The 26,992-nt window shown below is 62.7% G+C and carries 33 protein-coding genes and 4 tRNA genes; 18 read left to right on the top strand and 19 right to left on the bottom strand.

The annotated features are described in order from the left end of the window. The 3 genes from ACCC94_RS03425 to ACCC94_RS03415 form a co-directional block, all read left to right on the top strand. Positions 1 to 488 (top strand): NAD-binding protein (locus tag ACCC94_RS03425; RefSeq protein WP_413348034.1); only part of this gene is annotated, 488 nt, incomplete at its 5' end. A gap of 156 nt (positions 489 to 644) precedes the next feature. Next, positions 645 to 1,562, top strand: coding sequence for a bestrophin family protein (locus tag ACCC94_RS03420; RefSeq protein WP_413348033.1), 918 nt, complete (start codon positions 645 to 647; stop codon positions 1,560 to 1,562). Positions 1,563 to 1,583: 21 nt separating this feature from the next. Next, a complete protein-coding gene (locus ACCC94_RS03415) occupies positions 1,584 to 2,150 on the top strand; it encodes a flavin reductase family protein (RefSeq protein ID WP_413348032.1) in 567 nt (188 codons plus the stop codon). On the opposite strand, the gene ACCC94_RS03410 is transcribed toward ACCC94_RS03415, so the two are convergent. Then, positions 2,137 to 3,522: a CoA transferase gene (locus ACCC94_RS03410; RefSeq protein ID WP_413348031.1), complete on the bottom strand. Its 1,386-nt coding sequence runs from the start codon at positions 3,520 to 3,522 to the stop codon at positions 2,137 to 2,139. The genes ACCC94_RS03415 and ACCC94_RS03410 overlap by 14 nt on opposite strands. A 222-nt stretch (positions 3,523 to 3,744) precedes the next feature. Next, positions 3,745 to 4,125 (bottom strand): hypothetical protein, encoded by a 381-nt coding sequence (locus ACCC94_RS03405; protein WP_413348030.1) that lies wholly within the window; start codon positions 4,123 to 4,125, stop codon positions 3,745 to 3,747. A gap of 223 nt (positions 4,126 to 4,348) precedes the next feature. On the opposite strand from ACCC94_RS03405, the gene ACCC94_RS03400 reads away from it, so the two are divergent. Next, positions 4,349 to 4,663 (top strand): transcriptional regulator, encoded by a 315-nt coding sequence (locus ACCC94_RS03400; RefSeq protein ID WP_138524921.1) that lies wholly within the window; start codon positions 4,349 to 4,351, stop codon positions 4,661 to 4,663. Between the two features lie 112 nt (positions 4,664 to 4,775). Further along, a complete protein-coding gene (locus ACCC94_RS03395) occupies positions 4,776 to 4,961 on the top strand; it encodes a hypothetical protein (protein WP_413348029.1) in 186 nt (61 codons plus the stop codon). A gap of 6 nt (positions 4,962 to 4,967) precedes the next feature. Here the strand turns inward: ACCC94_RS03395 and ACCC94_RS03390 are convergent, their stop codons facing one another. Then, positions 4,968 to 5,339: a hypothetical protein gene (locus ACCC94_RS03390; protein WP_413348028.1), complete on the bottom strand. Its 372-nt coding sequence runs from the start codon at positions 5,337 to 5,339 to the stop codon at positions 4,968 to 4,970. A gap of 447 nt (positions 5,340 to 5,786) precedes the next feature. On the opposite strand from ACCC94_RS03390, the gene ACCC94_RS03385 reads away from it, so the two are divergent. After that, complete coding sequence (locus ACCC94_RS03385) at positions 5,787 to 6,500, top strand: endonuclease (protein ID WP_413348027.1); 714 nt, start codon at positions 5,787 to 5,789, stop codon at positions 6,498 to 6,500. Positions 6,501 to 6,590: 90 nt separating this feature from the next. Continuing rightward, positions 6,591 to 7,097, top strand: a complete 507-nt coding sequence (locus ACCC94_RS03380; RefSeq protein ID WP_413348026.1) for a DUF1993 domain-containing protein — start codon at positions 6,591 to 6,593, stop codon at positions 7,095 to 7,097. A gap of 31 nt (positions 7,098 to 7,128) precedes the next feature. Here the strand turns inward: ACCC94_RS03380 and ACCC94_RS03375 are convergent, their stop codons facing one another. Next, the gene (locus ACCC94_RS03375) at positions 7,129 to 7,602 is read right to left on the bottom strand and encodes an Lrp/AsnC family transcriptional regulator (RefSeq protein WP_413348038.1); all 474 of its coding nucleotides are present in this window, start codon (positions 7,600 to 7,602) and stop codon (positions 7,129 to 7,131) included. A gap of 131 nt (positions 7,603 to 7,733) precedes the next feature. On the opposite strand from ACCC94_RS03375, the gene ACCC94_RS03370 reads away from it, so the two are divergent. Continuing rightward, the gene (locus ACCC94_RS03370; protein WP_413348025.1) at positions 7,734 to 8,069 is read left to right on the top strand and encodes a hypothetical protein; all 336 of its coding nucleotides are present in this window, start codon (positions 7,734 to 7,736) and stop codon (positions 8,067 to 8,069) included. 98 nt (positions 8,070 to 8,167) lie between these two features. Then, positions 8,168 to 9,166 carry a bile acid:sodium symporter family protein gene (locus ACCC94_RS03365; protein WP_413348024.1) on the top strand — a complete coding sequence of 333 codons (999 nt, stop codon included), beginning with the start codon at positions 8,168 to 8,170 and terminating at the stop codon, positions 9,164 to 9,166. Between the two features lie 75 nt (positions 9,167 to 9,241). Here the strand turns inward: ACCC94_RS03365 and gorA are convergent, their stop codons facing one another. Beyond that, positions 9,242 to 10,600, bottom strand: a complete 1,359-nt coding sequence (gene gorA / locus ACCC94_RS03360; protein ID WP_413348023.1) for a glutathione-disulfide reductase — start codon at positions 10,598 to 10,600, stop codon at positions 9,242 to 9,244. Between the two features lie 88 nt (positions 10,601 to 10,688). Here gorA and ACCC94_RS03355 point away from each other — a divergent pair, with 88 nt between their 5' ends. Beyond that, positions 10,689 to 11,120, top strand: a complete 432-nt coding sequence (locus ACCC94_RS03355) for a VOC family protein (protein ID WP_413348022.1) — start codon at positions 10,689 to 10,691, stop codon at positions 11,118 to 11,120. 59 nt (positions 11,121 to 11,179) lie between these two features. On the opposite strand, the gene galU is transcribed toward ACCC94_RS03355, so the two are convergent. After that, positions 11,180 to 12,019 carry a UTP--glucose-1-phosphate uridylyltransferase GalU gene (galU, locus tag ACCC94_RS03350; RefSeq protein WP_138215537.1) on the bottom strand — a complete coding sequence of 280 codons (840 nt, stop codon included), beginning with the start codon at positions 12,017 to 12,019 and terminating at the stop codon, positions 11,180 to 11,182. A gap of 195 nt (positions 12,020 to 12,214) precedes the next feature. After that, positions 12,215 to 12,580, bottom strand: coding sequence for a LexA family protein (locus ACCC94_RS03345; RefSeq protein ID WP_413348021.1), 366 nt, complete (start codon positions 12,578 to 12,580; stop codon positions 12,215 to 12,217). 496 nt (positions 12,581 to 13,076) lie between these two features. Here ACCC94_RS03345 and ACCC94_RS03340 point away from each other — a divergent pair, with 496 nt between their 5' ends. Next, entirely contained in the window at positions 13,077 to 13,442 is a 366-nt protein-coding gene (locus ACCC94_RS03340; RefSeq protein ID WP_413348020.1) for a DUF3509 domain-containing protein, read from the top strand. A 190-nt stretch (positions 13,443 to 13,632) separates the two neighbouring features. Here the strand turns inward: ACCC94_RS03340 and ACCC94_RS03335 are convergent, their stop codons facing one another. From ACCC94_RS03335 to ACCC94_RS03295, 9 genes are all read right to left on the bottom strand, one after another. Then, the gene (locus tag ACCC94_RS03335) at positions 13,633 to 14,304 is read right to left on the bottom strand and encodes an FkbM family methyltransferase (RefSeq protein ID WP_413348037.1); all 672 of its coding nucleotides are present in this window, start codon (positions 14,302 to 14,304) and stop codon (positions 13,633 to 13,635) included. Positions 14,305 to 14,794: 490 nt separating this feature from the next. After that, positions 14,795 to 14,880, bottom strand: a tRNA-Leu gene (locus ACCC94_RS03330). Positions 14,881 to 15,037: 157 nt separating this feature from the next. Then, a tRNA-Cys gene (locus tag ACCC94_RS03325) sits at positions 15,038 to 15,111 on the bottom strand. 35 nt (positions 15,112 to 15,146) lie between these two features. Continuing rightward, positions 15,147 to 15,222: transfer RNA gene (locus ACCC94_RS03320), tRNA-Gly, on the bottom strand. A 68-nt stretch (positions 15,223 to 15,290) separates the two neighbouring features. Continuing rightward, complete coding sequence (gene pgsA, locus ACCC94_RS03315) at positions 15,291 to 15,851, bottom strand: CDP-diacylglycerol--glycerol-3-phosphate 3-phosphatidyltransferase (protein ID WP_413348019.1); 561 nt, start codon at positions 15,849 to 15,851, stop codon at positions 15,291 to 15,293. A 33-nt stretch (positions 15,852 to 15,884) separates the two neighbouring features. Beyond that, a complete protein-coding gene (gene uvrC, locus ACCC94_RS03310; RefSeq protein WP_413348018.1) occupies positions 15,885 to 17,711 on the bottom strand; it encodes an excinuclease ABC subunit UvrC in 1,827 nt (608 codons plus the stop codon). A 2-nt stretch (positions 17,712 to 17,713) separates the two neighbouring features. Then, complete coding sequence (uvrY, locus tag ACCC94_RS03305; RefSeq protein ID WP_017517075.1) at positions 17,714 to 18,358, bottom strand: UvrY/SirA/GacA family response regulator transcription factor; 645 nt, start codon at positions 18,356 to 18,358, stop codon at positions 17,714 to 17,716. A 524-nt stretch (positions 18,359 to 18,882) separates the two neighbouring features. Beyond that, a complete protein-coding gene (locus ACCC94_RS03300) occupies positions 18,883 to 19,146 on the bottom strand; it encodes a hypothetical protein (RefSeq protein WP_413348017.1) in 264 nt (87 codons plus the stop codon). Between the two features lie 215 nt (positions 19,147 to 19,361). Continuing rightward, positions 19,362 to 19,449: transfer RNA gene (locus ACCC94_RS03295), tRNA-Ser, on the bottom strand. A gap of 134 nt (positions 19,450 to 19,583) precedes the next feature. Here ACCC94_RS03295 and ACCC94_RS03290 point away from each other — a divergent pair. The 7 genes from ACCC94_RS03290 (at position 19,584) to ACCC94_RS03260 (ending at position 23,832) form a co-directional block, all read left to right on the top strand. After that, a complete protein-coding gene (locus ACCC94_RS03290; RefSeq protein WP_413348016.1) occupies positions 19,584 to 20,249 on the top strand; it encodes a Bax inhibitor-1/YccA family protein in 666 nt (221 codons plus the stop codon). A gap of 112 nt (positions 20,250 to 20,361) precedes the next feature. Beyond that, positions 20,362 to 20,754 (top strand): sulfurtransferase complex subunit TusD, encoded by a 393-nt coding sequence (gene tusD / locus ACCC94_RS03285; RefSeq protein ID WP_413348015.1) that lies wholly within the window; start codon positions 20,362 to 20,364, stop codon positions 20,752 to 20,754. Then, the gene (gene tusC / locus ACCC94_RS03280; RefSeq protein WP_413348014.1) at positions 20,754 to 21,113 is read left to right on the top strand and encodes a sulfurtransferase complex subunit TusC; all 360 of its coding nucleotides are present in this window, start codon (positions 20,754 to 20,756) and stop codon (positions 21,111 to 21,113) included. The genes tusD and tusC overlap by 1 nt, the downstream gene beginning before the upstream one ends. Beyond that, complete coding sequence (gene tusB, locus ACCC94_RS03275) at positions 21,110 to 21,415, top strand: sulfurtransferase complex subunit TusB (protein WP_413348036.1); 306 nt, start codon at positions 21,110 to 21,112, stop codon at positions 21,413 to 21,415. Before tusC ends, tusB begins: the two co-directional genes overlap by 4 nt. Beyond that, positions 21,412 to 21,747, top strand: coding sequence for a TusE/DsrC/DsvC family sulfur relay protein (locus ACCC94_RS03270; protein ID WP_413348013.1), 336 nt, complete (start codon positions 21,412 to 21,414; stop codon positions 21,745 to 21,747). The genes tusB and ACCC94_RS03270 overlap by 4 nt, the downstream gene beginning before the upstream one ends. After that, positions 21,744 to 22,742, top strand: coding sequence for a glycosyl transferase family protein (locus tag ACCC94_RS03265; protein ID WP_413348012.1), 999 nt, complete (start codon positions 21,744 to 21,746; stop codon positions 22,740 to 22,742). The genes ACCC94_RS03270 and ACCC94_RS03265 overlap by 4 nt, the downstream gene beginning before the upstream one ends. Positions 22,743 to 22,830: 88 nt before the next feature. Then, on the top strand, positions 22,831 to 23,832 hold the full coding sequence (locus tag ACCC94_RS03260; protein ID WP_413348011.1) for a glutathione S-transferase family protein: 1,002 nt from the start codon (positions 22,831 to 22,833) through the stop codon (positions 23,830 to 23,832). 122 nt (positions 23,833 to 23,954) lie between these two features. Here ACCC94_RS03260 and ACCC94_RS03255 read toward each other — a convergent pair whose 3' ends face one another. From ACCC94_RS03255 to serS, 3 genes are read right to left on the bottom strand one after another with little or no spacing between them, the layout of a single operon-like run. Then, complete coding sequence (locus ACCC94_RS03255; protein ID WP_413348035.1) at positions 23,955 to 24,293, bottom strand: lysozyme inhibitor LprI family protein; 339 nt, start codon at positions 24,291 to 24,293, stop codon at positions 23,955 to 23,957. 5 nt (positions 24,294 to 24,298) lie between these two features. After that, complete coding sequence (cysG, locus tag ACCC94_RS03250; protein ID WP_413348010.1) at positions 24,299 to 25,684, bottom strand: siroheme synthase CysG; 1,386 nt, start codon at positions 25,682 to 25,684, stop codon at positions 24,299 to 24,301. Between the two features lies 1 nt (position 25,685). Next, on the bottom strand, positions 25,686 to 26,966 hold the full coding sequence (gene serS, locus ACCC94_RS03245) for a serine--tRNA ligase (RefSeq protein WP_413348009.1): 1,281 nt from the start codon (positions 26,964 to 26,966) through the stop codon (positions 25,686 to 25,688). Positions 26,967 to 26,992: the final 26 nt, after the last annotated feature.

The raw sequence follows: 26,992 nt of genomic DNA, 5'->3' as shown, positions 1-26,992 counted from the left end.
CCGGCACCCTGACCTTCATGGTCGGCGGCGAGCAGGCCGACTTCGAGCGCGCCCGCCCGGTGCTCGCCGCCATGGGCAAGAACATCGTGCACTGCGGCGGCGCCGGCAACGGCCAGGTGGCCAAGGTGGCGAACAACCTGCTGCTGGGCATCTCCATGATCGGCGTGGCGGAAGCCATGTCCCTGGGAGTGAAGCTGGGCATGGACGCAGAGGTACTGGCCGGCATCATCAACACCTCCAGCGGCCGCTGCTGGAGCTCGGAGGTGAACAACCCGCTCACCGGCGCCCCGGCGGCGCGCGGTTACAGTGGCGGTTTCGGCACCGACCTGATGCTCAAGGACCTCGGCCTTGCCAGCGAGGCCGCGCGCCAGGTGCGCCAGCCGGTCCTGCTCGGCGCGCTGGCCCAGCAGCTGTTCCAGACCTTCAGCAACCAGGGCAACGGCCAGCTGGACTTCTCGGCCATCGTGAAGCTGTATCAGCAGGATTGAAAATTCGCTCTTCGTAGGAGCGAGCCTGCTCGCGAACCTCCTCGCAGCAGGACTGTTCGCGAGCAAGCTCGCTCCTACAAGGGCGGCCCGTTCAGGCACGCAGCAACCCACCTATCTCGGCTATCATGCGCGCTCCGCCCCACCGGATGCCGCCCGATGATCCTGCGCCCGCAAACCCCGACACTCTGGGTCCTGCTGTTCTCCCTCAAGGGGTCGATCATCCCGGCCATCTGGCGCAAGGTGCTCTACACGGTGCTGCTCAGCTCGCTGGTGGTCGCCACCCACGGCACGCTCTACCACTACAAGGTGGTCATCACCTCGACGCCCTTCACCCTCTGGGGCCTGACGCTGGCGATCTTCCTCGGCTTTCGCAACAACGTCGCCTACCAGCGCTTCTGGGAGGCGCGCACGCTCTGGGGCGAGCTGCTGATCGTCACCCGCAACCTGGCGCGGCAGACCCGTTCGCTGCTGCCGGAGCTGGACAGCGAAGGCCGTCGGCAACTGGGCAACCCGTTGATCGCCTTTACCTACACCCTGCGCGACCAACTGCGCGGTACCGCGCAAAGCGAAGACGTGCGTCGGCTGATGGGTGAGGAAGCCACCGCCCTCGCCGCCAGCCGCAGCCCGACCAACGTGCTGCTCGCCAATCTCGGCCAGCGCTTCGCCGAGCGTGCACGCGCCAGCGGCGCCAGCGACATCACCCTGGCCGCCATCGACCAGCAGATGACCCGGCTGTCCTACGTGCTGGGCGGCTGCGAACGCATCCGCAACACGCCGATCCCCTATCCCTACATCCTGATGCTGCACCGCATCGTGCACGTCTACTGCTTCCTGCTGCCCTTCTGCCTGGTGGACAGCATCGGCTGGTTCACCCCGCTGGCGGTGTGCGTGCTGGCCTACACCTTCTTCGGCCTGGATGCCCTGGGCGACCAGATCGCCGACCCGTTCGATACCCAACCCAACGACCTGCCGCTGGACGCCATGAGCCGCAACCTGGAAATCGCCGTGCTGGAAATCCTCGGCGAGACCGAACTGCCCGAACCGCTCAGGCCGGTGGATGGCCTGCTGCTCTGATCCGGCCCTGAGGACCACTGAATGAACCACCTGAAAGACGTGCCGCTGAACAAGGCCTACCTGCTGCTCAACCATGGCCCGAGCACCATCGTCACCAGCGAGCACCAAGGCGTTGCCAACGTCATGGCCGCCGCCTGGGTCATGCCGCTGGACTTCGATCCGCCGAAGCTGATGCTGGTGCTCGACCGCAACACCTGGTCGCGTCATCTGGTGGAAGGCTCGGGCGCCTTCGTCATCCAGCTGCCGACGCGCCAGCAGGCCGAACTGACCCTGGCGGTGGGTTCGAGCAACGGCGGCGAAGGCAACAAGTTCGAACAGCTGGATATCCGTACTTCGCGGGCGAAGCAGGTTGCAGCGCCCATCGTCGACGACTGCGTGGCCTACCTGGAATGCAAGGTCATCAGCGAGCCGCACAACCAGGAGAAGTACGACCTGTTCATCGCCGAGGTGGTCTGCGCCTACGCCGATGAGCGTGCCTTCTCCAATGGCCGCTGGCACTTCCCCAGCGACGAATTGCGCACCATCCACTACCAGGCCGGCGGCGCCTTTTTCGCCACGGGCGAGGCGTTCCAGGTCATTCGAGGCTGACCGGCTGCCAGGCTGCCGGCGCCGAGCCCAGCTCGCCAGCCGGCAACTCCCAGTAGAGCGGCGAGCCCGCGACCTGTAGCGGCGGCCGCAAGCGTCGCGCGTGCCCCCAGGGCGTAGTCTCGATGCCCGGCGCCAGATCGGGGGCGGACTCGGCCGCGAGATCCAGCGAGCCCACCGACGATACCCCCGCATCCAGCAGGCATTGCGCCGTTCGCGCGAGCGACAGCCGCCAACGACTACCGCGGCCGCTACGCCGGCGTTCGGCCAATCCACGCAGCGCGGCGGCGGCGAGCAGGTAGCCGGTCGCGTGATCGAGCGCCTGCACCGGCAGCGGGACAGGTTTGTCTTCGCCACGCCAGACACGTCCCGCCTCGGCGATGCCGCTGCTCATCTGCACCAGACTGTCGAAGCCGCGCCTTTCGCTCCACGGGCCGGACCAGCCATAGGCGTTCAGGCTGACGTCCACCAATCCTGGTGCGATGGTCCGGCGCACGTCGGCACCAAATCCGAGTCGCTCCAGGGCATCGGCGCGATAGCCATGGACCAGTACATCGGCATTGGCGAGTAGCGCCTGGAAGCGCTCCCGGCCCGCGGGGTGGCGCAGGTCCAGTCGCGCGCAATGCTTGCCCAGGGTGACTTCCGGCACCACGCCGGGCTCATCCCAGTCCGGCGGGTCGATGCGCAGGACCTCGGCGCCGAATCCGGCGAGGAAGCGGGTGGCGACGGGCCCGGCCAGTACCCGGGTCAGGTCCAGCACACGCAAGCCGGCCAGTGGGCGCTCGCGGTCGATCTCGATATCCAGGGAAGGCGCGGACACCAGCTGGAGATCACGCAATACCAGCGGCTCGCGAGCAACGGCGATGCCTTGCGGGTGCTGTTTCCAGGCATCCCAGCCGCGCATCTCGGCTGCACAACCGCCTTCCTTCACAATCGCCAGTTCCAGCTCGCCCGCGTCCCAGTGCGCCACGGCGGCTGCGACCCGATCACGATCATTCTCGGTCCCGAGCACGCGCAGGGCGGCGGCGCGGTGATGCGGCGCATTGGTGTGCAGGCGGATCCAGCCGTCACGGGTGCGGTAGTTGCCGGCGATGGCGTCCCACAGCTCGGGCGGTGTCCAGCCCTGGGCGCGCAAGGAGCTGGAGAACCAGAAAGAAGCCAGCCGGCGATCCACGACCATCGAGGTCGCGGCCGCCGATTCCGGTTCCAGCCATTCCCCCAGCGCCAGGCCGGCGCTGGCGATACTGGCGGCCGCCAGTTCGGTGACGAAGAACGCCGAAGGCAGTGAGCCTTCACTGCGAAAGGCCAGGTGGCTCAGGCGTTCGGCCGGGCCGCCCAGGGCTGTCCAAAGTCGTTCGGCTAGTACCCGCTGCATCTCTATCTCCGCCCTTTCCGTGGACTTCACCTTAGCCGCGCAGCGTCGGGCAGGCGAGCCGACCTTGGTCGACAGGCAATAAAAAGCCCGCATTCAAGCGGGCTTTTCGATGGGGAGCTAATCCCTTAGCTGGTTTTCATCCTCTGCCCCTGGGTGTGAAAAAAATGTGAAGAGAGGAGCAGCGGAAACATTTTGTCGGGATCGCCATGTGGAGACCGGTGCTCAGCTCGAATAATCCAGCGCCGTCCAGACCCGGCTGAGCCCATCACTGATCCGGCAGCCCGACAGGTCGTCCGTTGCGCCCCTGGAAGACAGCCGGACGGTGGAGTCACCCTCGCCTTCGGTCAGCCACTGCAGGCGCCCGCAGTTGGGCGTGTCGATCACGTAGCTGGCGGCGATCGTCGAACGCTCCTTCGGCAGGCGGATGGCGTCACGTACAGTGCCACGCTCTTCGATGCGCTTGCCGTCGGCCACCAGCACGGCCCAGGCCTCCTTGCCCTCGATGATGAGGTAGGCGCCATTGGCACGCGGGATATCCGCCTGGGGCTGGGCACAACCCGCCAGCATCGCCACACCTGCGCAAAGCATCAGTTTCTGCAGCATCGCCATCGCTCCTGTTCTTCGACGAGTGCCCGCCAGGCCAGTGGCGACGGGCACTTCAGAGTTTCTGTCAGACCGCGAGAGGGATACTAGGAGAAAATACTGTTCATGCATACAGTATTTTGCGAAAATTTTTTAAACCTCGACGAAAGGCCACAGTCCATTGGCTACGTCGACCAACCTCGTATCACAGGGCATGGGCCAGAATCCCATTGAGGAGCAAGCGATGGTGAGCATCCATCAGCTGAAATACACCGTGAACCACATGGCTATCGAGGAAGTCAGCGAGGCCGTGTCGGAACTGCTGCTGGAGGGGTTGGTCACAGAAGGCAAGACGCCTTTCAGCCGAACCCACTTCAACGTCTGCTTTGCCGAAATCGAAGCCCTCATGCAGCGCGCCGGCTATCACCGTCCGCTGGATGTCGTGGGCTACCAGGGCCAGGCCTACGCCATGTTCGATCCCAGCCGCTGGGACGCCGTGGAAGTCCTGCGCTGGCTGAAGGAGTACGTCGAGGAATCGAAGGCGCTCAGCACCGCCTGAAGGCGCGGGCCTTTTCGCAGGTCGCCGTTGCGGGAGCAGCGACTTGCGAAGGCCCACCCGGCGCACTAATGTCCCATGCACTTTTCCCGCTTGCCGAATCAAGGACGATTCCATGCGCGACGCTTCCTCTGATGACAGCTGGCTCTGGGCCTACCGCAAACTCCGCAGTTGGGATGTGGGCCGGGTCAGCTCCGCGTTTCTCGCCACACTCTTCCACTGGCGCGGCGACACCGGGCTGTTCTACAGCCACGGGGGCCTGCGCAAGTCCCGCCTGACCCGTGACGACCTGATCGACTGATCCTGCCTACTGCTGCTGGTAATAGCCATTGCCGCGCGGATAGACCGCGCCGTTGGGGTACTCGATGCTCTGGCGGATGCCTCCGCTACCTTGGTCGATGATCACTGTGCCCGAACGCGTCTCGCCGTAGCCGCGCGGTACCTGCGTGCCGCCGTAGCCATCGTAGGTCTGCCAGTTCGACGAAGTGCCGACGCTGCCATTCGCGCCCGGGCTGACGTAGATGCGCTGGATCGCTGGCGGCGATTGCTGCCATTGCGGCTGGGTCTGGTAGCGCGGTTGGTACTGCGGCTGGACTTCCTGCCCGGAGAACTTCTGTGCGAAGGCCGGCAACGCCAGGGTGCAAACGGCGATGGCCGCCAGGCTTCTGAGACCGATCATGGCGATCTCCCAAGTGATGATAAGGCTCCAGCTTACCAAGACTTGCCGCTAAGTGCAGGGGCATGAACAAACCAATAACAATCGATATAAATCATATAGTTAGGGTTTATAGCTAATTCTGATTCTTGAAAAAAGGATTGCCTCAGTTGTCGCCTGGTGCTTCTACCTCTGATTGGCCATCGCATTCCAGGCTGAATCAAATGGTTAGCGGCAGTACTTGATGTTTTCTATAGGAGAAATATTTCTTTAAAAACAATAAGATATATAATTATTCTAAACCTTTACGGGAGATAAAATCGCCTTGTTGCGAAGCGCTCCCAGTGGCCAATGTCACGGGGGCTCAACTACCGTTCGCAGCCTGGCGAATCGCCCCTTGCCACTCCATTGCCACGATTGGCATTTCTTTCTCAATCAGTAAGATGCAGCGACATTCGTAAGGAACGCCTCATGTTCGGACGCTGCCTGACCCTGCTGCTGATCCTCACCCTTCCCGCCGTTGCCTTCGCCGCCGCCCCACGCACCTTCGAAGAAGCCAAGAAGGTCGGGCGCAAGCTGTATGCCCGCCAGTCAGTGGAGTTCTACTGCGGCTGCCGCTACAACGGCACCAAGGTCGATCTGAAGAGCTGCGGCTACACCCCGCGCAAGAGTGCCGAGCGGGCCGCGCGCATCGAATGGGAACACATAGTCCCCGCCTGGGTGATCGGCCACCAGCGCCAGTGCTGGCAGAGCGGCGGACGCAAGAACTGCACGCGCAACGATCGGGTGTACCAGAAGGCCGAGGCCGACCTGCATAATCTGGTGCCGAGCATCGGCGAGGTGAACGGCGATCGGGCCAACTACAGCTTCGGCTGGCTGCAGCAGAAGCCGTCGCAGTACGGCGCCTGCCCGATGGTGGTGGACTTCAAGGCGCGCAAGGCCATGCCCCGGCCGCAGATCCGCGGCATGATCGCCCGCACCTACTTCTACATGAGCGACCGCTACGGCCTGAAACTCTCCAGGCAGGACCGCCAGCTGTTCAGCGCCTGGAGCAAGCAGTACCCGGTAGAGGCCTGGGAGCGCCAGCGCAACCAGATGGTTGGCTGCGTGATGGGCTGGGGCAATCCTTATGTCGGCCCGATCGAGACCGACCGCTGCCCGGCGCCCAAGGTGGCACGGCGCTGAAGCCTGGCGACAGGCATCAGTGCCCGCAGTAGACTCCGTCAGCCGTCCAGCGCGACGAGCCCCACCTTATATCTGTCTGGAGTACGCAGCATGTCCTTCTCGATCTACCAGGCTTCGGTTCCCGTGTTCATCCGCATGCTCGGCAACCTTTCGGCGATTCTCGCCAAGGCCGCCGAGCATGCTCAGACCAAGTCCATCGACCCTTCCGTCCTGATCAACGCCCGCCTCGCCCCGGACATGTTCGCCCTGGCGCGCCAGGTGCAGATCGCCTCCGACTCAGCCAAGGGCGCCGCTGCACGCCTGGCTGGCGTCGAGGTGCCGAGCTACGCGGATGACGAAACCACCTTCGACGAGCTGCAGGCGCGCATCGCCAGGACCGTCGAGTTCCTCAGGTCCCTGAAGGCGGAGCAGTTCGAAGGCGCCGAGGACCGCACCATCGAGCTGAAACTGCGCACCCGCGAAGTCAGCTTCAAGGGTTCGGACTTCCTCCTGGGCTTCGTCAACCCGAACTTCTATTTCCACATCACCACGGCCTACGACATCCTTCGCCACAACGGCGTGGAAGTGGGCAAGATGGATTACCTGGGCGGCGTCTGATCGCCCCGGGCGCCGGCCTCCCCGGCGCCCTTCAGCCGCGCGGCAGCGGCAGCGTGGTGGTGGACTTGATCTCGGAGAGCGCCACGATGGAGTTGATCTCCTGCACGCCCGGCACCTGGGACAGCCGCTCGAAGAAGAAGCGCTCATACGCTTCCACATCCTCGGTGACGATACGCAGCATGAAGTCCACGGCCCCCATGAGCACGTGGCACTCCAGCACCTCGGGAAACTCCTGCATGGCCTGGGCAAAATCCGTCAGGTGATTGCGCCCATGGGCGTTGAGCTTCACCTGGGCGAATATCTGGGTGTTCAGCCCGATCTTCTTTCGATCCAGCAGGGTTACCTGCTTGCGGATCACCCCCTCGTCCTTCAGTCGCTGAATCCGCCGCCAGCAGGGTGACTGGGACAAGCCGATACGCTCGGCGATCTCCGCCGTGGAAAGCGTCGCTTCCTCCTGCAGCAGAGCCAGGATCCTGCGATCATGTGCATCCAGTGAAACAGGCATAAATGCCCCCAAATACGAAAAATAACGAATCATTAATGCACAAATATTCCGCAGGCGACCAAAATGAGGCAAAAAAATCCACTTGCCGATCTGCAGAATAGACCTCACTTCCCCTGCACCGGCCCGCCGTCATGACGCTTCCCGCTCTCAGCCTCGTTGATTTCCCCCTGGACCAACAGGACCGCCCGGTTCCCACCGAGGTGGCCGCCGATGTGCGCTATCTGATCCGCGCCGAGATCGATGCCGACGTCCTTTGCCGTCTGCTCAACCAGTTCGCACTGCAGGGCCACGTACCGGTCGAGGTCGAGTCATCGCGCCGGGAAGATTGGCTGGACATCGCCCTGCGGGTGAACACCCTGCCGCGCTACCGCGCCGAGGTGATTGCCCGGCGCATGCGCGGCATGGTCAGCGTGTGCTCCGTCGATCTATACGTGCAGGGAATGGAAACTGTCCTTTCAGCGACATAAGCTGACTTTCTGGCGTTAGCCGGCACATCCTCCCGGGCTTAGAGTGCGAACCTGACCGCAGTGGTCTTTCACACCCAACAACGATGAGAGATGTGCCCATGGCTCGCCCACGCCTGCTTCCCGACAACTTCACCCTGGCGCTGATCGCCACCGTGACCGTTGCCAGCCTGCTGCCTTGCGAAGGCACCGCCGCCGTGATCTTCGGCTGGATCACCAACCTGGGCATCGCGCTGCTGTTCTTCCTCCACGGTGCGAAGCTGTCGCGCCAGGCCATCATCGCCGGCGCTACCCACTGGCGCCTGCACCTGCTGGTGTTCGCCTGCACCTTCATTCTCTTCCCGATTCTCGGCGTGGCGCTCAAGCCTGCACTGTCGCCGCTGGTGACCCCGGACCTGTACCTGGGCATGCTCTATCTCTGCGCCCTGCCCGCCACAGTTCAGTCGTCCATCGCCTTTACCTCCCTGGCGCGCGGTAACGTGCCAGCAGCAATCTGCAGCGCCTCGGCGTCCAGCCTGATGGGCGTCTTCCTCACCCCACTGCTGGTGCAACTGTTGATTGGCGCGCACGGCGACACCGGCATGTCAACGCTCGATGCCATCGGCAAGATCACCCTGCAACTGCTGGTGCCCTTCGTTGCCGGCCAGCTGCTGCGCACCTGGATCGGCGCCTGGGTCGAGCGCAACAAGCCGGTTCTGAAGTACGTCGACCAGGGCTCGATTCTCCTGGTGGTCTACACCGCCTTCAGTGCCGCCGTGATCCAGGGGCTCTGGCACCAGATCCCGCTGCCGGCCCTGGCCGGACTGGTAGTCGCCTGCTGCGTACTGCTGGCCCTGGCGCTGATTGCCACCAACCTGCTCGGCCGCTACCTGGGCTTCTCCCTGGAAGACCGCATCACCATCGTCTTCTGCGGCTCGAAGAAGAGCCTCGCCACCGGCGTGCCCATGGCTTCGGTGCTGTTCGCCAGCAGCACGGTCGGCGTGATCCTGCTGCCGCTCATGCTGTTCCACCAGATCCAGCTGATGGTCTGCGCCGTGCTCGCCCAGCGCTATGCACAGCGCCAGGAAGACGGCCACGCCTCGCTGGAGCGCAGTAACTGACGATCGCTCCTGCGTGAATGACGCCCAGAAAAAAGCCGGTGCATCTGCACCGGCTTTTTGTTTCCACCCTCGACGTCAGGCGCCGACCGGCGTGCGCATGGTGACGAACTCCTCCGCGGCAGTCGGGTGAATGCCGATGGTTTCATCGAACACCCGCTTGGTCGCCCCGGCCTTGAGCGCAATGGCGATGCCCTGGAGCATTTCCCCGGCATCGGGCCCGACCATATGGCAGCCCAGCACCTTGTCATTGTCCGCATCGACGATCAGCTTCATCAGGGTCCTTTCCTGGCTGTCGGTGAGGGTCAGTTTCATCGGCCGGAAGCGGCTCTCGAAGAGCTTCACCTTGTGCCCGGCGCTGCGCGCTTCGTCCTCGGTGAGGCCAACGGTGCCGATATTCGGCAAGCTGAACACCGCCGTGGGAATCAGCTTGTAGTCCACCGGGCGATACTCTTCGGGGCGGAACAGCTTGCGCGCCAGGGCCATGCCCTCGGCCAGCGCCACGGGGGTCAGCTGCACACGGCCGATCACATCGCCGATGGCATGGATCGACGGCTCGCTCGTGCCATAAGCCTCGTCCACCTTGACGTAGCCGCGATCATCCAACTGCACGGAGACGTTTTCCAGGCCCAGGTTGTCCAGCTGTGGACGGCGCCCCGTGGCGTAAAACACGCAATCCGCCTCCAGCACACGACCATCCTTGAGGGTGGCCGCCAGCGTGCCATCGGCCTGCTTGTCGATGCGCGCTATGTCGCTGTTGAACTGCAGGTCCAGCCCCTTCCTGGTCAACTCATCGCGCAGGTGCTCGCGCACGCTGCGGTCAAAGCCCCGCAGGAACAGGTCCTGGCGATACAGCAGCGAGGTTTGTGCCCCCAATCCGTGGAAGATGCCGGCGAACTCCACCGCGATGTAGCCACCGCCGACCACCAGCACCCGGCGCGGCAGCGACTCGAGGAAGAAGGCCTCGTTGGACGTGATCGCATGTTCCTTGCCGGGAATGTCCGGTACCTGCGGCCAACCGCCGGTGGCGATGAGGATGTGGCGGGCGCTGAAGCGCTGCCCATCGACTTCCACAGTGTGTGCATCGCGCAGCTTGGCATGCCCCTCGAGCAGCGTGACGCCGCTGTTGACCAGCAGGTTGCGGTAGATGCCATTGAGCCGGTGGATTTCGCGGTTCTTGTTGGCGATCAGGGTCGACCAATCGAACTTCGCTTCGCCCAGAGTCCAGCCGAATCCCGCCGCCTGCTCGAAGTCCTCATGGAAGTGCGCGCCGTACACCAGCAGCTTCTTCGGCACGCAACCGACGTTGACGCAGGTGCCACCCAGGTAGCGGCTTTCCGCAACGGCCACCTTGGCGCCAAAGCCTGCGGCGAAGCGCGCGGCACGCACACCGCCGGAACCCGCACCGATGACGAACAGGTCAAAATCGAAAGACATCATGATTCTCCGCTTGGATATGACGGGCAGCATACCGCATGGCGCCTGACCTATCCTGCCAACTGACGGTCCCGAAGGAGGTATTGCCATGCGCCCGACCTTGACCCACCTGGCCCTGCACGTACCCGACCTGCAAGCCAGTGTCGCCTTCTACGAGCGATTCTGCGGCATGCGCATCATCCACGAACGCGAAGGCAAGGGCTCGCGCATCGTCTGGATGGCGGAGCCGGGCAAGGAACACAGCTTCATCTTCGTCATCATGCCGGGTGGGCAGGAGCGCCACCTCGCCAGCGATGACTACAGCCATTTCGGCTTTGCCGTGGACAGCGTCGCGGAGGTCGATCGCATCGCCAGGGAGGCCGAAACTGCAGGCTGCCTGATCTGGGCGCCACGCAAGGACGATTATCCAGTGGGCTATTACTGCGGCCTGCGCGACCCTGCCGGCAACTACGTCGAGTTCAGCTACGGGCAGCCACTGGGGCCTGGCTCGGAGGCCATGCCAATCCCACGCTCCCTGTAAGCCCAGGAACGAAAAAGCCACCCGAAGGTGGCTTTTTCCAGAAACGCAAAGGTCTGGAATTACCAGGCCTTGCCAGTCTTGTAGAGGTTTTCGTAGCAGAAGTTGGTCGCCTCGATGTAACCCTCGGCGCTACCGCAGTCGAAACGCTTGCCCTTGAACTTGTACGCCAGCACGCAACCGTCCTGGGCCTGCTTCATCAGGGCGTCGGTGATCTGGATCTCACCCCCCTTGCCCGGCTCGGTCTGCTCGATCAGGTCGAAGATATCCGGAGTCAGGATGTAGCGGCCGATGATCGCCAGATTCGACGGAGCATCTTCGGGCTTAGGCTTCTCGACCATGGTGTTCACGCGGTAGATGTCGTCGCGGATCATCTCGCCAGCGATCACGCCGTACTTGTTGGTCTCTTCCGGCGGCACTTCCTGGATCGCCACGATGGAGCAGCGGAACTGGTTGTACAGCTTGACCATCTGCTTCAGGACGCTGTCGCCTTCGAGGTTCAGGCACAGGTCGTCCGCCAGCACGACGGCAAAGGGCTCGTCGCCGATCAGCGGGCGGCCGGTCAGGATGGCATGGCCCAGGCCTTTCATTTCGACCTGGCGGGTATAGGAGAAGGTGCACTCGTCGATCAGGCGACGAATACCGACCAGGTACTTTTCCTTGTCGGTGTTGCGAATCTGGTGCTCGAGCTCATAGCTGATATCGAAGTGGTCTTCGAGGGAGCGCTTGCCACGGCCAGTGACGATACCGATTTCGCCGAGACCGGCCTCCAGCGCCTCTTCAACGGCATACTGGATCAGCGGCTTGTTCACCACCGGCAGCATTTCCTTGGGCATGGCCTTGGTGGCCGGGAGGAAGCGGGTGCCGTAGCCGGCGGCAGGGAACAGACATTTCTTGATCATGGGAGTCCTTCGAGAGGGACAGGGGTGCGAGTTGCGCGCAGTCTAATCAGGCTGCGCCCGCCTTACAATGCCCCGGATTGCAAGCTGCACGATTCTGCGAAAAGCGCTGCCAAACCGGTGGCAACCCCATGTGACCGGCACGAGCCAGGTTAAGTTCGAAAACTTGCAGGCGTCAGCTGATGACGACCTTGAAGCCTATGCGCCAGCGGGCGAAACGACCTCGGCACCTGACAGGCGTTGACGCACGACACCCCAGATCGAGAGCTCGTCACCCTCCTCCACTTTCAGTAGCGGGAAGCCCTCGCTGGCCGCCTGCAGCGCAAATGAGCCATCGACGATAGCCAGTCGGCGGATGAGGGTTTCTCCGTTGAGCGCCGCCACCACGATTTCCCCAGGCGCGGCGAGCTCCGAGCGATCGACCAGCAACAGATCGCGATCATGGATGCCAGCCGCCGTCATGCCTTCGCCATGTGCGCGGACTATGTAGGTATGTAGCGGCGTGTCAGCGTTCTTCAAGCTGAAACGACCAGCGCCCGGGGTGTCACTGCTGGCTTGTTGCATGGCCGGCCTCCATATACTGTATATGCATACAGATAGCAGAAGCCCGCCAGGTCGGCAAGACATTCAACGGAACCTCCGCAGGCAAATACCGCTCAACCGATAGGACATCGTCCCCGTGGCGGTGGACTACCCTGAAGGAGGGGTGAGGATATCGATATGAATCCAGGCACGTTCGTCACGCTCATGATTCTTGGCTGGGTCCTGCTGGCGGTGGTTACGCTTTGGGCCATCCTCCGTGTACCGATGCGGCGGGCCCGTCTGCAGAATCCGCGTGCAAAAGAAAAGTCATCCGCCTCACGGCACCATCCTCTCCCGCGCTGAAGGCACTCGTGCAAATTGCCATGCCCTCTGGCGAGGATCATGCAAGAAGCAATGCAAGCGCAGCGGCATGCGTCTGCAAGTACTTGATTTTAAATAAATAATATTTTTTATCGAACTGGCATGCACTCTGCAATGAACGGGAAGGAATCCCCCTTTCACTGCCGAGGACGACACCATGCCAATCGACCGTCTGCCTGCCGCCCAATATCTCTGCCAGGTCTTTGCTGATTTTGACGTGAGCTTTACCGCTCGCCCCGACGGCAATCTGATCATGACGCTGAGCAAGAATGCGGACGAGCATATCGCCTGTCGCGTGGTGCGCCTGGAAGAGCAACGCAGTGAGGAATTGCTGACGAGCCTCGTGAGCCGCATCCGACGTGATCTGGCAACCGAATATGGCCCGCTGCAGGAGCGCGATGCCGATCACTTCAAGGAAGAAGTGCCGCTGCAGAACTTCTATGAAGCCGCCGGGCCGCTGCGTCAGCGCCGAATCGTCAAGGCCGGCGCCAAATTGCGCTCGATGGCCAATATCCAGGCCTGAAGACGAGCAATAAAAAACCCGGCGATGGCCGGGTTTTTATTTCTTGCCGCCTCCACGCAGACCTGGCTATTTGTAACCCATGCGATCTCGAGCAGGTCGAATGCACTTACTGTCAGGAGCAACGGGCATAGGCAGATAGGCTTTTTGTATCAGCGGATACACGAACCACCAGACTCGCAAAAATTCCGCATTAATAGCTTGCTATAAAGCCCATCTTTATCTTCAGTTTCACCCACATCCAACTCAGCCAGGATGCGGCGTAGACAGGACGCTCCCGCGAGGCGATGCGCGAGCAATACGCCGTACGATCGATATATATGCAGGACATGTGAAGCCGAGAAAAAAGCATATAGCCTTTCCGGCGGAGCACCTTATGCGATGGCGTGCGCTTCACATCTGACGCAGAATGACAAGCCAGAACCTCGGTGATTATAAGTTTTGGCCTGACCCTGTGAAATGGGAAGGTTGCGAGAATCTCCCCGTCCAAACCCTCGACATCGATGGACATCAGGTCAATGCTTGAGATGCGATGCTCATCAAGCAGCGACTCCACCGTCTTGCACTGCAGTTCGAACTGATCAACGACCTCAATGCCTCGCAGCTTGTGAGCCTCTACCTGTCGGTCATCCACAAATCCATTCAACCCGGGATCGTTGAAAACCGTGAAGCGCAGAACTCCAGGAGCGGCAGCGACTGGCGACTCAATGTTGACATCGTCCGGCCTATGAAGCCTGAACTCCTCCATACTCCCCGGCATCGCATCTATGTTTATGCCTCGCCAGCCTTCAGAGTAAAGAAGGGCAGTATTACTGAGGTTATATGGGTGGTGGGCCCCTATATCGAGGTATCGGCCGCGCGTCATACCGAATACATCGATGAGGATTTTTCGTGCAAGAACATCTTCACCTTCCCAGGAAAAAGACTGCATCGCTTTGAAAATCCTAAGTTTTTTCTATAAAGGCTATCGAATTGATTCCGGAACATCCGCCTTCGGATAGCCACCCTTTCGCACACGAGGTTCGCCTCGTATCAAAGGCAATACAGAACCGGTTGAAACCTTAGGCTGTATAGAGTTCGCTGGCAAGAATATACGTCGCTCGCCATGCAGGAACGGCATGCGCCTCACGATCATGCAATATGCGGCACTCATACCCTCAGCCTGCAAGAAATCATCAAGACAGTATCATGCTCGCGCATTCCGCATCTCCAACGGGCTTTGCCAAGGGCGACCTGAAGTCGTTTGACTCGCGCCAGTGGAGAGGCAGAGGGAGATGACTAGATTCCGTCCGCCTTGGAGTATAAGGATCAGAGGGAGACGGGACGCAATGGCTGGCAGCCATTGCTCTTGAAGTTGGTGCCCGAAGCCGGACTCGAACCGGCACACCCAAAGGGCGAGAGATTTTAAGTCTCCTGCGTCTACCGATTTCGCCATTCGGGCGGTAGCGCTTTGCAGCGGCGCCGGACTCTGGAGTCCGGAAAGGGGTGGACTATATACAGCCCTATTCCCTCAGCGCAAGTTGTTGAAACTCGCAATCCCAGCAGAGGGCTATTAAAGAAAAAGCCCTGTAAATCTTCGATTTACAGGGCTTTTCTATTGGAGGCTGAGGTCGGAATCGAACCGGCGTTCACGGATTTGCAATCCGGTGCATAACCACTCTGCTACTCAGCCATGACACGGATGACTCAAGGAGAATCATCAAAATCTGGAGCGGGAAACGAGACTCGAACTCGCGACCCCGACCTTGGCAAGGTCGTGCTCTACCAACTGAGCTATTCCCGCGTTGTCGTGTTGACGGGCGCCATTCTAACGATTTGGAAATGCCTGTCAACTCCTTGATTCAAAAATACTTATTTCTCTTTCGGGGTAGTGTTCAGGTGCGGCCAGGCGGCCACTAGATAGTGCAGCATCGACCACAGGGTCAGGACCGCCGCCACGATCAGCAGCGCATAACCGACCAGCACCCAGAAGGTCATCAGCGGCGGATTGGCCAGAAGAATCACCAGCGCCAGCATCTGCGCCGCGGTCTTCCATTTGCCCAGGCTGGAAACGGCTACGTGCGCCCTCGCCCCGATTTCCGCCATCCACTCTCGCAGCGCGGAAACGACGATTTCGCGTCCGATGATGATGGCGGCCGGCAGGGTCAGCCACAGGTTCGCATGCTCCTCCACCAGCAGCACCAAGGCGGTGGCGACCATCAACTTGTCCGCCACCGGATCGAGGAAGGCACCAAAGGGTGTGCTCTGCCCGAGCCTGCGCGCGAGATATCCGTCCAGCCAATCGGTGGCGGCGGCCAGCGCGAATACCGCACTGGCGGCCAGGTGGCTGGCCGGGAACGGGAGATAGAACAGCAGGATGAAGATCGGAATGAGCAGAACGCGGAGCAGTGTGAGCAGGTTCGGGATATTCATCGGGTCGGAAGGTCTGCGAGTTGAGCCGGCATTCTACTCGCTGTGCAGTGCAGCATAAATCTGCTCTGCCAGCTTTTTGCTGATACCGGGGGCTTTGGCGATTTCATCGATACTGGCTCGACCCAGTTCCTGCAACCCACCGAAATGCTTGAGCAATTCGCGCCGGCGCTTGGGTCCCACACCGGCAACGTCCTCGAGTGTCGAGGTACGTCGCGCCTTGCCTCGCCGTGCACGGTGGCCGGTGATCGCGAAGCGGTGGGCCTCGTCGCGGATCTGCTGGATCAGGTGCAGCGCAGGCGAGTCGGCGGGCAAGGTGAATTCGTGCTCGGCGTCATTGAGGTAGAGCGTCTCCAGGCCAGGCTTGCGGGTGACGCCCTTGGCCACGCCGAGCAGCGTCAGCCCGACGACCGCCAGCTCCTGAAGCACCTCCTGCGCCATTGCCAACTGCCCCTTGCCGCCGTCGACCAGGAGGATGTCGGGCATCTTGCCCTCGCCTTCCTTCAAACGACTGAAGCGGCGGGTCAGCGCCTGGTGCATGGCGGCATAATCATCCCCGCCCGTGATGCCTTCGATATTGAAGCGGCGATAGTCCGACTTCAAAGCCCCCTCGGGACCGAAGACCACGGAGGAAGCCACCGTCGCCTCGCCGCTGGAATGACTGATGTCGAAGCACTCGAGCCGCTGCGGCGGCTCGGGCAGGTCCAGAGCCTCGCCGAGCGCGTCGAAGCGTGCCGCCATGTGCTGGCGATTCGCAAGCCGGGCTGCGAGCGCCTGTTCAGCATTGGTCACTGCCAACTGCTGCCAGCGTGCACGAGTGCCCCGCACTCGCGGAGTGATCTCCAGCAGGCGGCCACGGGACTCCTCGATGGCCGACGCGAGGATCGGGAAGTCCTCATGCACGGCGTTGACGATGAGTTCGCTAGGCAGATCGCGCTCGTGATGGCTGAGGTAGTACTGCCCGAGGAAGGCCAGCAGCACATCGCCCACCTCCTCCTCGATCGCCACCTGCGGGAAGAAGTTCTTGCTGCCCAGCACCCGGCCGCCGCGTACGCTGATCAGGTGCACACAGGCGCCGCCGGGAGTGACGATAGCCGCCACCACGTCGACGTTCCCAGTACCGAATTCCATGCTCTGCTGATCCTGAACGCGCCGCAGGATCTGCACCTGGTCGCGCAGCTCCGCTGCCTTCTCGAAGTCCAGGCGCATCGCCGCCTGCTCCATGCTGGTGGACAACTCCTCCGCCAGCACATTGCTGCGCCCTTCGAGGAACATGATCGAGTGGCGCACGTCTTCGGCGTACTCCTCCTCGCTCACCAGCCCGACACAAGGAGCCTTGCAGCGTTTGATCTGGTATTGCAGGCAGGGGCGCATGCGGTTTCGGTAGTAGCTGTCCTCGCACTGGCGCACGAAGAAGGCCTTCTGCAGCAGGGCGAGGCTTTCGCGAATGGCGCCGGCGCTCGGGTAGGGGCCGAAATAACGCCCTTTCGCCTTCTTTGCGCCCCGGTGGATGGTCAGGCGCGGGAACGAGTCCTCGCTCGACAGGAACACGTAGGGATAGGACTTATCGTCGCGCAGCAGGATGTTGTAAGGCGGCCGCCATTCCTTGATCAGCGTCTGCTCGAGCAACAGCGCCTCGGTCTCGTTGGCGGTAATGGTGGTTTCGACCTGGGCGATCTTCGCTACCAGCGCGGCAGTCTTGGGCGCGAGGCCAGATTTGCGGAAGTAGCTGGAAAGGCGCTTCTTGAGGTCCTTCGCCTTGCCGACATAAAGCAGCTTGGCCTCGGCGTCGAACATCCGATAAACGCCCGGCCGCCCGCTGCAGGTGGCCAGGAAAGCCGCCGAATCGAACTGCTGCACCATGATCAGTTGCTGGCGTCGACCATGCCGTGCCGGACAGCCAGCAACGCCAGCTCGACGTCACTGGTGATCGAGAGTTTCTCGAAGATACGGTAGCGGTAGGTATTCACGGTCTTGGGCGAGAGGCACAGCTTGTCCGAGATGCTCTGCACCTTGTGGCAGTTGGCAATCATCAGCGCGATCTGGATTTCGCGCTCGGACAGGGTATCGAAGGGCGACGCATTGCGCTCCGGCTCGAAGGATTTCAGCGCGAGGTTCTGGGCGATCTGCGGGCTGATATAACGCTGGCCGGCAAACACCTGACGAATCGCCTGGACCATCTCGTCCAGGGCCGCGCCCTTGGTCAGATAACCAGCCGCGCCGGCCTGCATCAGGCGGGTCGGGAACGGGTCCTCCTCGCAAACCGTCACCACCACGACACGTACGTCAGGTTGGCTGCGCAGGAGCTTGCGGGTCGCTTCGAGGCCACCGATACCGGGCATCTTCACGTCCATGAGCACGACATCGGGCTTCAGCTCGCGCGCCAGCTGCAGGCCTCGCTCGCCGGAGTCAGCCTGCCCGACGACCTGCAGGCCGTCGATATCAGCCAGCATGCGGGTAATTCCGGTGCGCACCAGATCGTGATCGTCGACCACCAGCACCTTAATCACGCAGCACCCCTCGAACAGAATGGAATGGCGAGCCCCGAAAAGAGACTCCGAACAATTGCCGAACCTTAACAGAAAGCGCCCTTACGACCTAGCTTGGAAGCGGCTCGCCAAAATGCAAGCGCCAGAGAAACGCAGCGCAGGCGCGTCAAATGCTGACAGATGGCTGCCAGCCCGTCTAGGACGGCCGTACCGGGAATTCCATGCCACTGGGACCGACGTCAATGAGGAGACGGCATGCAAGGCGATCGATGTGCCCGGCGCGCTCAGTCTCCTCCGCCAGAGTCGCATCCACCCCCGGCGTCGGTATCGGCACTGCCGCAATCGCTGCCGTAGTCACCCACTCGGAGCGAATCATTACTGGCGACCGAGCCGAACAAGCCGGCCGAATCGTAGTGGGAATTGTCGTTCTGCTGGGTGCTATCGGCGCGGCGCGCCTTGCGCAAGGCCAGCCAGGCAATACCGCTCAGCAGAACGCCACAGATAGCCAATACCCCCGCCACAGCCTGACTCCTTGTCAATGGACCTCAGGCTTCGACGGCATCCAGCAGGGCCCACGGCTTGTAGCCCGCGGTGCGCGCGGCCTTCTCCGCTTCCAGTATTGCCTCGGTGCGGCTCAGCGAACGCGATCGATGCTCGAAGCGAAAGGCAGGTCCGCTCTCGCCGCGCACGCTAAGCACTATCAGATAGCCCCGCATGGGATTACTGGCTTCCCGAGTGGTTTTCGCCTTTTTCGGCGCAACGCCCAGCGCTTCGCGCATCTGCCGTTCGAGATCTTCGACTTGGTTCATTCAGGATTTTCCGGAGGGTGGTACTTGAAGTTTAACTGAGCGGACCGACGTCCTACAGAATCATCTATCGGGATGACGGGGTTTTCTGACGTTGTTCAACTTGTGGAACGCAATCGTCGTGAACGCGATGCGTTATTGGAAGTAAACCGAACAAGCGACTTTCATCGCCAGAAACGCGAAAGCCCCGCAGTGCGGGGCTTTCAGCGTTGTAATAGTGGCGGAAGCGTAGAGATTCGAACTCTAGGACAGTTGCCCGTCGACGGTTTTCAAGACCGTTGCCTTAAACCACTCGGCCACGCTTCCACATGAGCGGGCGGCAATATTACCGGATCGCAACACACTGTCAAACTCTGATGATTCAGCGCGCTTTTCCCTCTGTTATGATGATCGCCACTACGGTCATGGATCCGTATCCCGCTTAACAGGAGTGTCTCGACATGCAAGAACGGCAATATCTCGACTCCACAGCCGTGGAGCAGAAAGAGGTCAGCGGCGTCCTGCGCAATACCTACGGCCTGCTGGCCCTGACCCTGGCCTTCAGCGGCCTGGTGGCCTTCGCCTCGCAGCAGCTGCGCCTGCCCTACCTAGGGCCGATCGTTACCCTGCTGGGCTTCTACGGCCTGTTCTTCCTCACCGTGAAGCTGCGCAACAGCGGCTGGGGCCTGGTCAGCACCTTCGCCCTCACTGGCTTCATGGGCTACACCCTTGGCCCGATCCTCAACATGTACCTGGGCATGACCAACGGCGCGAGCGTGATTTCCTCGGCCTTCTTCATGACTGCCCTGGTGTTCTTCGGCCTGTCCGCCTACGTGCTGACCACCCGCAAGGACATGAGCTTCCTGTCCGGCTTCATCACCGCGGGCTTCTTCGTGCTGCTGGGCGCCGTGCTGGTGTCGATGTTCTTCCAGATCAGCGGCCTGCAACTGGCTGTCAGCGCGGGCTTCGTGCTGTTCTCCTCGGCGATGATCCTGTTCCAGACCAGCGCGATCATCCACGGTGGCGAGCGCAACTACATCATGGCCACCATCAGCCTGTACGTCTCGATCTACAACCTGTTCATCAGCCTGCTGCAGCTCTTCGGCATCATGGGCAGCGACGACTGACCCTCGCCCTCAGGAAAAAGCCCGTCTCGACGGGCTTTTTTCATTTTCGGCGCGGCAAATATCTGTATTGCGCCGTATCATCCAGCGAAAATTCTCCGATCGGACCCGCTCCATGAAGTTCGTCATCGCCCTCTTCTCCCCGCCGCACTCGCCGGCAGCCCGACGCGCACTGCGCTTTGCCGAAGCTGCGCTGGCCGGTGGGCATGAAATCAGCCGGCTGTTCTTCTACCAGGATGGCGTGCACAGCGCTTCGGCGAACGCCGTCGCCAGCCAGGACGAACTGGATGTCGCCGCTGCCTGGACACGCTTTGTCGCCGATCACCGGTTGGACGGCGTGGTCTGCATCGCCGCCGCGCTGCGCCGTGGCGTGCTGAACAGCGAGGAAGCCAACCGTTATTCGCGCCCCGCCGCAAACCTGCAGGCACCCTGGGACCTTTCCGGCCTGGGCCAGCTGCATGAAGCAGCGCAACTGGCGGACCGTTTGGTCTGCTTCGGAGGCAACTGATGGCCAAGTCCCTGTTGATCATCAGCCGCCAGGCGCCCTGGGCCGGCCCCGGCGCCCGTGAGGCCCTGGATATCGCCCTGGCGGGCGGTGCCTTCGATCTGCCGGTCTCGATGCTTTTCCTCGATGACGGCGTTTTCCAGTTGGCGCCGGACCAACGCCCCGGCACGGTCGAACAGAAGGACCTGCAGGCCAATCTGCAAGCATTGCCACTGTTCGGCGTGGAAGCGCTCTATACCAGCAGCCGCAGCCTTGCCGAACGCGGGCTGGACGGCACCAGCCTGACCCTGCCCGCCCAAGCGCTGGACGATGCCGCACTACGCGACCTGCTGCAAAACCACGATCAGGTGATCACGATCTGATGACTACTCTCCACCTGCTCTCGCACTCCCCCTTCAATGACGGCCGGCTCGCCAGCTGCCTGCACCTGCTCGGCCCCGACGACGGCCTGCTGCTGACCGGCGACGCCGTCTATGCACTGCGCGACGGCACCGCCCCCTGCCAGGCCCTGGAGCTGATGCCCGCAGCCAACCCGCTCTTCGCCCTGCTCGAAGACCTGCAGGCCCGCGGCCTGGACGATGTGCCGGCGCGCGTGGTTGCCGTGGACTACCCTGGCTTCGTCGAACTCTGCACCCGTTTCGACAAGGTGAACGCCTGGCTATGAGCACCCTACTGGTCAACGGCCAAGCCTTGGCGCTGGACAAGGACGGCTATCTCCTCAACCTCGAAGACTGGAGCGATGCCGCGGCCGAGTCCCTGGCGCACAATGAGGGTATTCACCTGACGCCCGAGCACTGGGAAATCCTCCTGTTGCTGCGCGAGTTCTACGGCGAATTTCAGCTCTCGCCGGCCAACCGCCCACTGATCAAGTACGTCGCCCAGAAGCTGGGCGCGGAAAAGGGCAGCAGCCTGCACCTCAACCTCCTGTTCAAGGGCACACCGGCCAAGCTTGCCGCCAAGCTCGCCGGCCTGCCGAAGCCGACCAATTGCCTATGACCGCCTCCCCACTCGTCCTGCAGACTCCCGCCGAACACCCCTTCGCCCAGTTCGTCCGCATCCTGGGCAAAGGCAAGCGCGGCGCCCGCGGCCTGACCCGCGAGGAAGCCCGCGAAGCCCTCGGCATGATCCTCGACGACAAGGTCGAGGAAGCCCAGCTGGGCGCTTTCCTGATGCTGCTGCGACACAAGGAGGAAAGCGCCGAGGAGCTGGCCGGCTTCACCGAGGCCGTACGCCAGCGCCTGCAGGCACCGAAAATTGCCGTGGATCTCGACTGGCCCAGTTATGCCGGCAAGAAGCGCCACCTGCCCTGGTACCTGCTCGCGGCCAAGTGTCTTGGCGGCAGCGGCACCCGCATCCTGCTGCACGGCGGCGGCGCACATACTGCGGGCCGCGTCTTCACCGAACAGCTGTTGGAGCAGTTGGGCCTGCCGTTGTGTCGCGACTGGAATTCGGTCCGTGAAGCGCTGGATACCCAAGGCATAGCCTTTGCCCCGCTGGTCGACTGGATGCCGCGCCTGCAGCGCATGATCGACCTGCGCAACACCCTGGGCCTGCGCTCCCCCATGCACTCGGCCGTGCGCCTGCTCAACCCGCTGGGTGCTACTTGCGTCCTGCAGAGCATCTTCCACCCCGGCTATCAGGAAGTGCATCGCGAGGGCAGCCGCCTGCTCGGCGACTACGCCATCGTCATCAAGGGCGAAGGCGGCGAGATCGAGATGAACCCCGATGCCACCTCGCACCTTTACGGCTGCCGCGACGGTGAAGCCTGGGACGAGGAATGGCCGGCGCTGTCGCCGCTGCGCCATGTGAAGCCGGAAACGCTGGACCCGGCTCAACTGGCCGCCTTCTGGCGCGGCGAAGCCGAGGACGAGTACGGTGAACTGGCAGTCCGCGCAACCATGGCACTCGCCCTGCGCGCCCTGGGATTGCAGCGCGACGAAGCCTTCGCCGAAGCCGATAGGCGCTGGGCCGCACGGGATAGATCGATTTAATCGATGTTTGGAATCCTGTTTTTGCACCAAACAATCGAGCCATAGCCGATAGACTGGTCCCATCTCCCCCGTTTTCTGGAGCAATGAGATGGGACAGTTGATCGATGGCCGCTGGCATGACCAGTGGTATGACACCAGCAAGGACGGCAGCTTCCAGCGCGAGAACGCGCAGCGCCGCAACTGGATCACCGCCGATGGCCAGCCCGGCCCCACCGGCGAAGGCGGCTTCCGCGCCGAAGCCGGCCGCTATCACCTCTACGTTTCCCTGGCCTGCCCCTGGGCTCATCGCACGCTGATCTACCGCCAGCTCAAGGGCCTGGAGTCGCTGATCGACGTCTCGGTGGTCAGTTGGCTGATGCTGGAGAATGGCTGGACCTTCGACAAGGCGCTCGGCTCTACCGGCGACAAGCTCGACGGCCTGGACTTCCTCCATCAGCGCTACACCAGGGACGATGCGAACTACACCGGCCGCGTCACCGTACCGGTGCTGTGGGACAAGCATGAGCAGCGCATCGTCAGCAACGAATCGGCGGAGATCATCCGCATGTTCAACTCGGCCTTCGACGGGATCACCGGCAACCCGCTGGACCTCTATCCGGAACCGCTGCGCGCGCAGATCGATGAACTGAACGAACGCATCTACCCGGCCGTGAACAACGGCGTGTACCGCGCCGGCTTCGCTACGACGCAGGAAGCCTATGAAGAGGCCTTCAAGGCCCTGTTCAGCGAACTGGACTGGCTGGAGGAGCGCCTGGGCAAGCAGCGCTACCTCGCCGGCGAGTACCTGAGCGAAGCCGATGTGCGCCTTTTCACCACGCTGATCCGCTTCGACGCGGTCTACCACGGCCACTTCAAGTGCAACCTGCGGCGCCTGGCGGACTATCCCAACCTGTCCGGCTGGCTGCGAGAGCTGTATCAGCTTGAGGGCGTGGCGGGAACGGTCGATTTCCAGCACATCAAGAACCACTACTACGCCAGCCACCGCACCATCAACCCGACCGGCATAGTGCCGCTGGGGCCGCAGCAGGATTTCACCGGCCCGCACGGGCGTGAACATCTGCCGGGCAAGGGTATTTTCCGTAAAGGCTGAGTCGGCCGTAGGTGCCGATTTCGTCACCAGTCCTGTAGGAGCGAGCTTGCTCGCAAACGCTTGGCGCCGATCGTTTGCGCCGGGTTCGCGAGCAAGCTCGCTCCTACTGGAGCAAGAGCAGATCAGATGGGTTTGTCGATGCCGTCGTAGACCTTCTGCAGCGCGTCCAGGCGCTCCTGGTAGCGCTGCTTGAGGCAGGCCTTGTTGGCGCCGCAGGCGCGGCGCTGCTCCAGCCAGGCGAGTTGAGAGTCACCCAGGTTACCGCGCATGCCCATGGCGAACAGGCCGCGCAGCAGGCGGTAGGTCGTCGCCACCTGCACATCCATCTCCGAAAGCTGGCGATCCGCGCAGATGGCTTTCTCGTCGGCCTGCTTGGCCTTCTTGCAGTCGAAGCTGGCCGCAGAGGCCGGCAAGGCGAAGCAAGCCAGGGCACACGCGGTGCCCAGGATGGCGACGCGCAGGGCTCTCACTGCTGCCCCTCGAACCACGCGAGCTTCTCGCGCAGTTGCACCACTTCCCCGACTATCACCAGGGTCGGCGCATGCACTTCATGCTCGGCGACCAACGCCGGCAGATTGCCCAGCGTGCCGGTAAACACTCTCTGATGCACCGTTGTGCCTTGCTGGACAAGCGCCGCCGGGGTGTCGGCCGAGCGGCCGTGACGCACCAGTTGCTCGCAGATGACCGGCAGGCCCACCAGACCCATGTAGAAAACCAGGGTCTGCCCGGGGGCAACCAGATCGTTCCAGGGAAGATCGGTACTGCCATCCTTCAGGTGCCCAGTGACGAAACGCACGGACTGCGCGTAATCGCGATGGGTCAGCGGGATGCCGGCGTAGGCCGCACAGCCGCTGGCCGCGGTAATACCCGGCACGACCTGGAACGGGATGCCATTGGCCGCCAGTTCGTCGATCTCCTCGCCACCACGACCGAAGATGAACGGATCGCCACCCTTCAGGCGCAGCACGCGCTTGCCCTGCTGGGCCAGCTCGACCAGTTTGCGATTGATTTCGTCCTGGGGCACGGCGTGGTCCGCGCGGCGCTTGCCGACGTAGAGTCGGTCGGCGTCACGGCGACACAGTTCGAGGATGGCCGGCGCAACGAGACGGTCATACAGCACCACGTCGGCCTGCTGCATCAGGCGCAGGGCGCGGAAGGTCAGCAGATCGGGATCACCTGGACCCGCGCCGACCAGATAGACCTCGCCACGGGACTCGGCCTGCGGCGACTCCAGCTTGTCCGCCAGCAGGCGCTCGGCTTCGCCCGGCTGGCCGGCGAGCATGCGCTCGGCGACCGGGCCCTGGAACACCTCTTCCCAGAATTTGCGACGCTGCTGCAGGTCCGGCAGGCGTTGCTTCACCCGCTCGCGGAAGCGGCTGGCCAGGCCAGCCAGCTGGCCGTAGGTCGCGGGTATCCAGGTTTCCAGCTTGGCACGCAACAGGCGCGCCAACACGGGAGCGTCGCCGCCGCTGGAGACCGCTACCACCAGCGGCGAACGATCGACGATGGCCGGGAAGATCACGCTGCACAGGGCTGGAGCGTCGACCACGTTGACCGGTACGCCGCGCTCATTGGCGTCGCGGGAAACCTGGGCGTTGAGCGGTTCGTCGTCCGTGGCGGCGATGACCAACACACAGTCCTGCAGATCGCCCTGGGCGTAGGGACGCAGGATCAATTCCCCCGCGCCCTCCTCGACCAATTCGCGCAGCTCGGAATGCACCTCCGGAGCCACGACTCGCAGCACCGCGCCGGCATCGCTCAAAAGGCGCGCCTTGCGCAGTGCGACATCACCGCCGCCGACCAGTAGCGCGCGACGTCCGCGCAGGATGTGGAACAGCGGCAGGAAGTCCATCTCAGCCGATTACCTCGATGCCCGCCATGTACGGCTTGAGCACTTCCGGCACGCGGATCGAGCCGTCGGCCTGCTGGTAGTTCTCCAGCACGGCGACCAGGGTACGGCCTACGGCCAGGCCCGAGCCGTTGAGGGTGTGGACCAGCTCCGGCTTGCCGGTTTCCGGGTTGCGGTAGCGCGCCTGCATGCGGCGGGCCTGGAAGTCGCCGCAGTTGGAGCAGGAGGAAATCTCGCGGTACTTGTCCTGGCTCGGCACCCAAACTTCCAGATCGTAGGTCTTGGCAGCGCCGAAGCCCATGTCGCCGGTGCACAGAGCCAGGGCGCGGTACGGCAGCTCCAGGGCCTGGAGGACCTTCTCGGCATTGCCGACCAGGCTTTCCAGGGCTTCCCAGGACTTGGACGGCTCGACGATCTGCACCATCTCGACCTTGTCGAACTGGTGTTGGCGAATCATGCCGCGGGTGTCGCGGCCCGAAGCACCGGCTTCGCTGCGGAAGCAGGGGGTGTGGGCGACGAACTTCAGCGGCAGCTCCTTCGCATCGAGGATCTGCCCGGCAACGATGTTGGTCAGCGAGACTTCGGCGGTCGGGATCAGGTACAGGTCCGCTTCGTCTTCGCGCTGGATCTTGAACAGGTCTTCCTCGAACTTCGGCAGCTGGCCGGTGCCTTGCAGCGCCGGAGCCTGCACCAGGTAAGGGGTGTAGGCCTCCTCGTAACCGTGCTCGCGGGTGTGCAGGTCGATCATGAACTGCGCCAGGGCGCGGTGCAGGCGGGCGATCGGGCCGCGCATCAGGGCGAAGCGCGCGCCGGACAGGCGGGCGGCGGTCTCGAAGTCCAACCAGCCGTGTTTCTCGCCGAGTGCGACGTGGTCCTTGATCTCGAAATCGAAGGTGCGCGGGGTGCCCCAGCGGCGGACTTCGACGTTGTCGTCTTCATCTGCGCCCACCGGCACGGACTCGTGGGGCAGGTTCGGGATGTTCAGCAGCAGGCTGTCCAGCTCTGCCTGGATGGCGTCCAACTCGCGCTTGCCGGATTCCAGCTCCTCGGCCATGCGGTTGACCTCGGCCTTCAGCGGCGCAACGTCCTCGCCATTCTTCATCGCCAGGCCGATGGCCTTGGAACGCGCGTTGCGCTCGGCCTGCAGGGTTTCGGTGCGGGTCTGCACGGATTTGCGCTGGCTCTCCAGCGCTTCGATGCGCGCCACGTCCAGGGTGAAGCCACGGGTGGCCAGGCGTTCGGCCACTTCCTGCGGCTGGGTACGAACCAGTTTGGAATCGAGCATGGTGTCTTCTCGTGTCTAGTGTCAGG

Origin of the sequence: Pseudomonas sp. Pseusp97 (assembly GCF_047304025.1) — a bacterium.
In the GTDB taxonomy this organism is placed as follows: Bacteria; Pseudomonadota; Gammaproteobacteria; order Pseudomonadales; family Pseudomonadaceae; genus Pseudomonas.
This window is presented reverse-complemented; position numbering and strand designations above follow the sequence as displayed.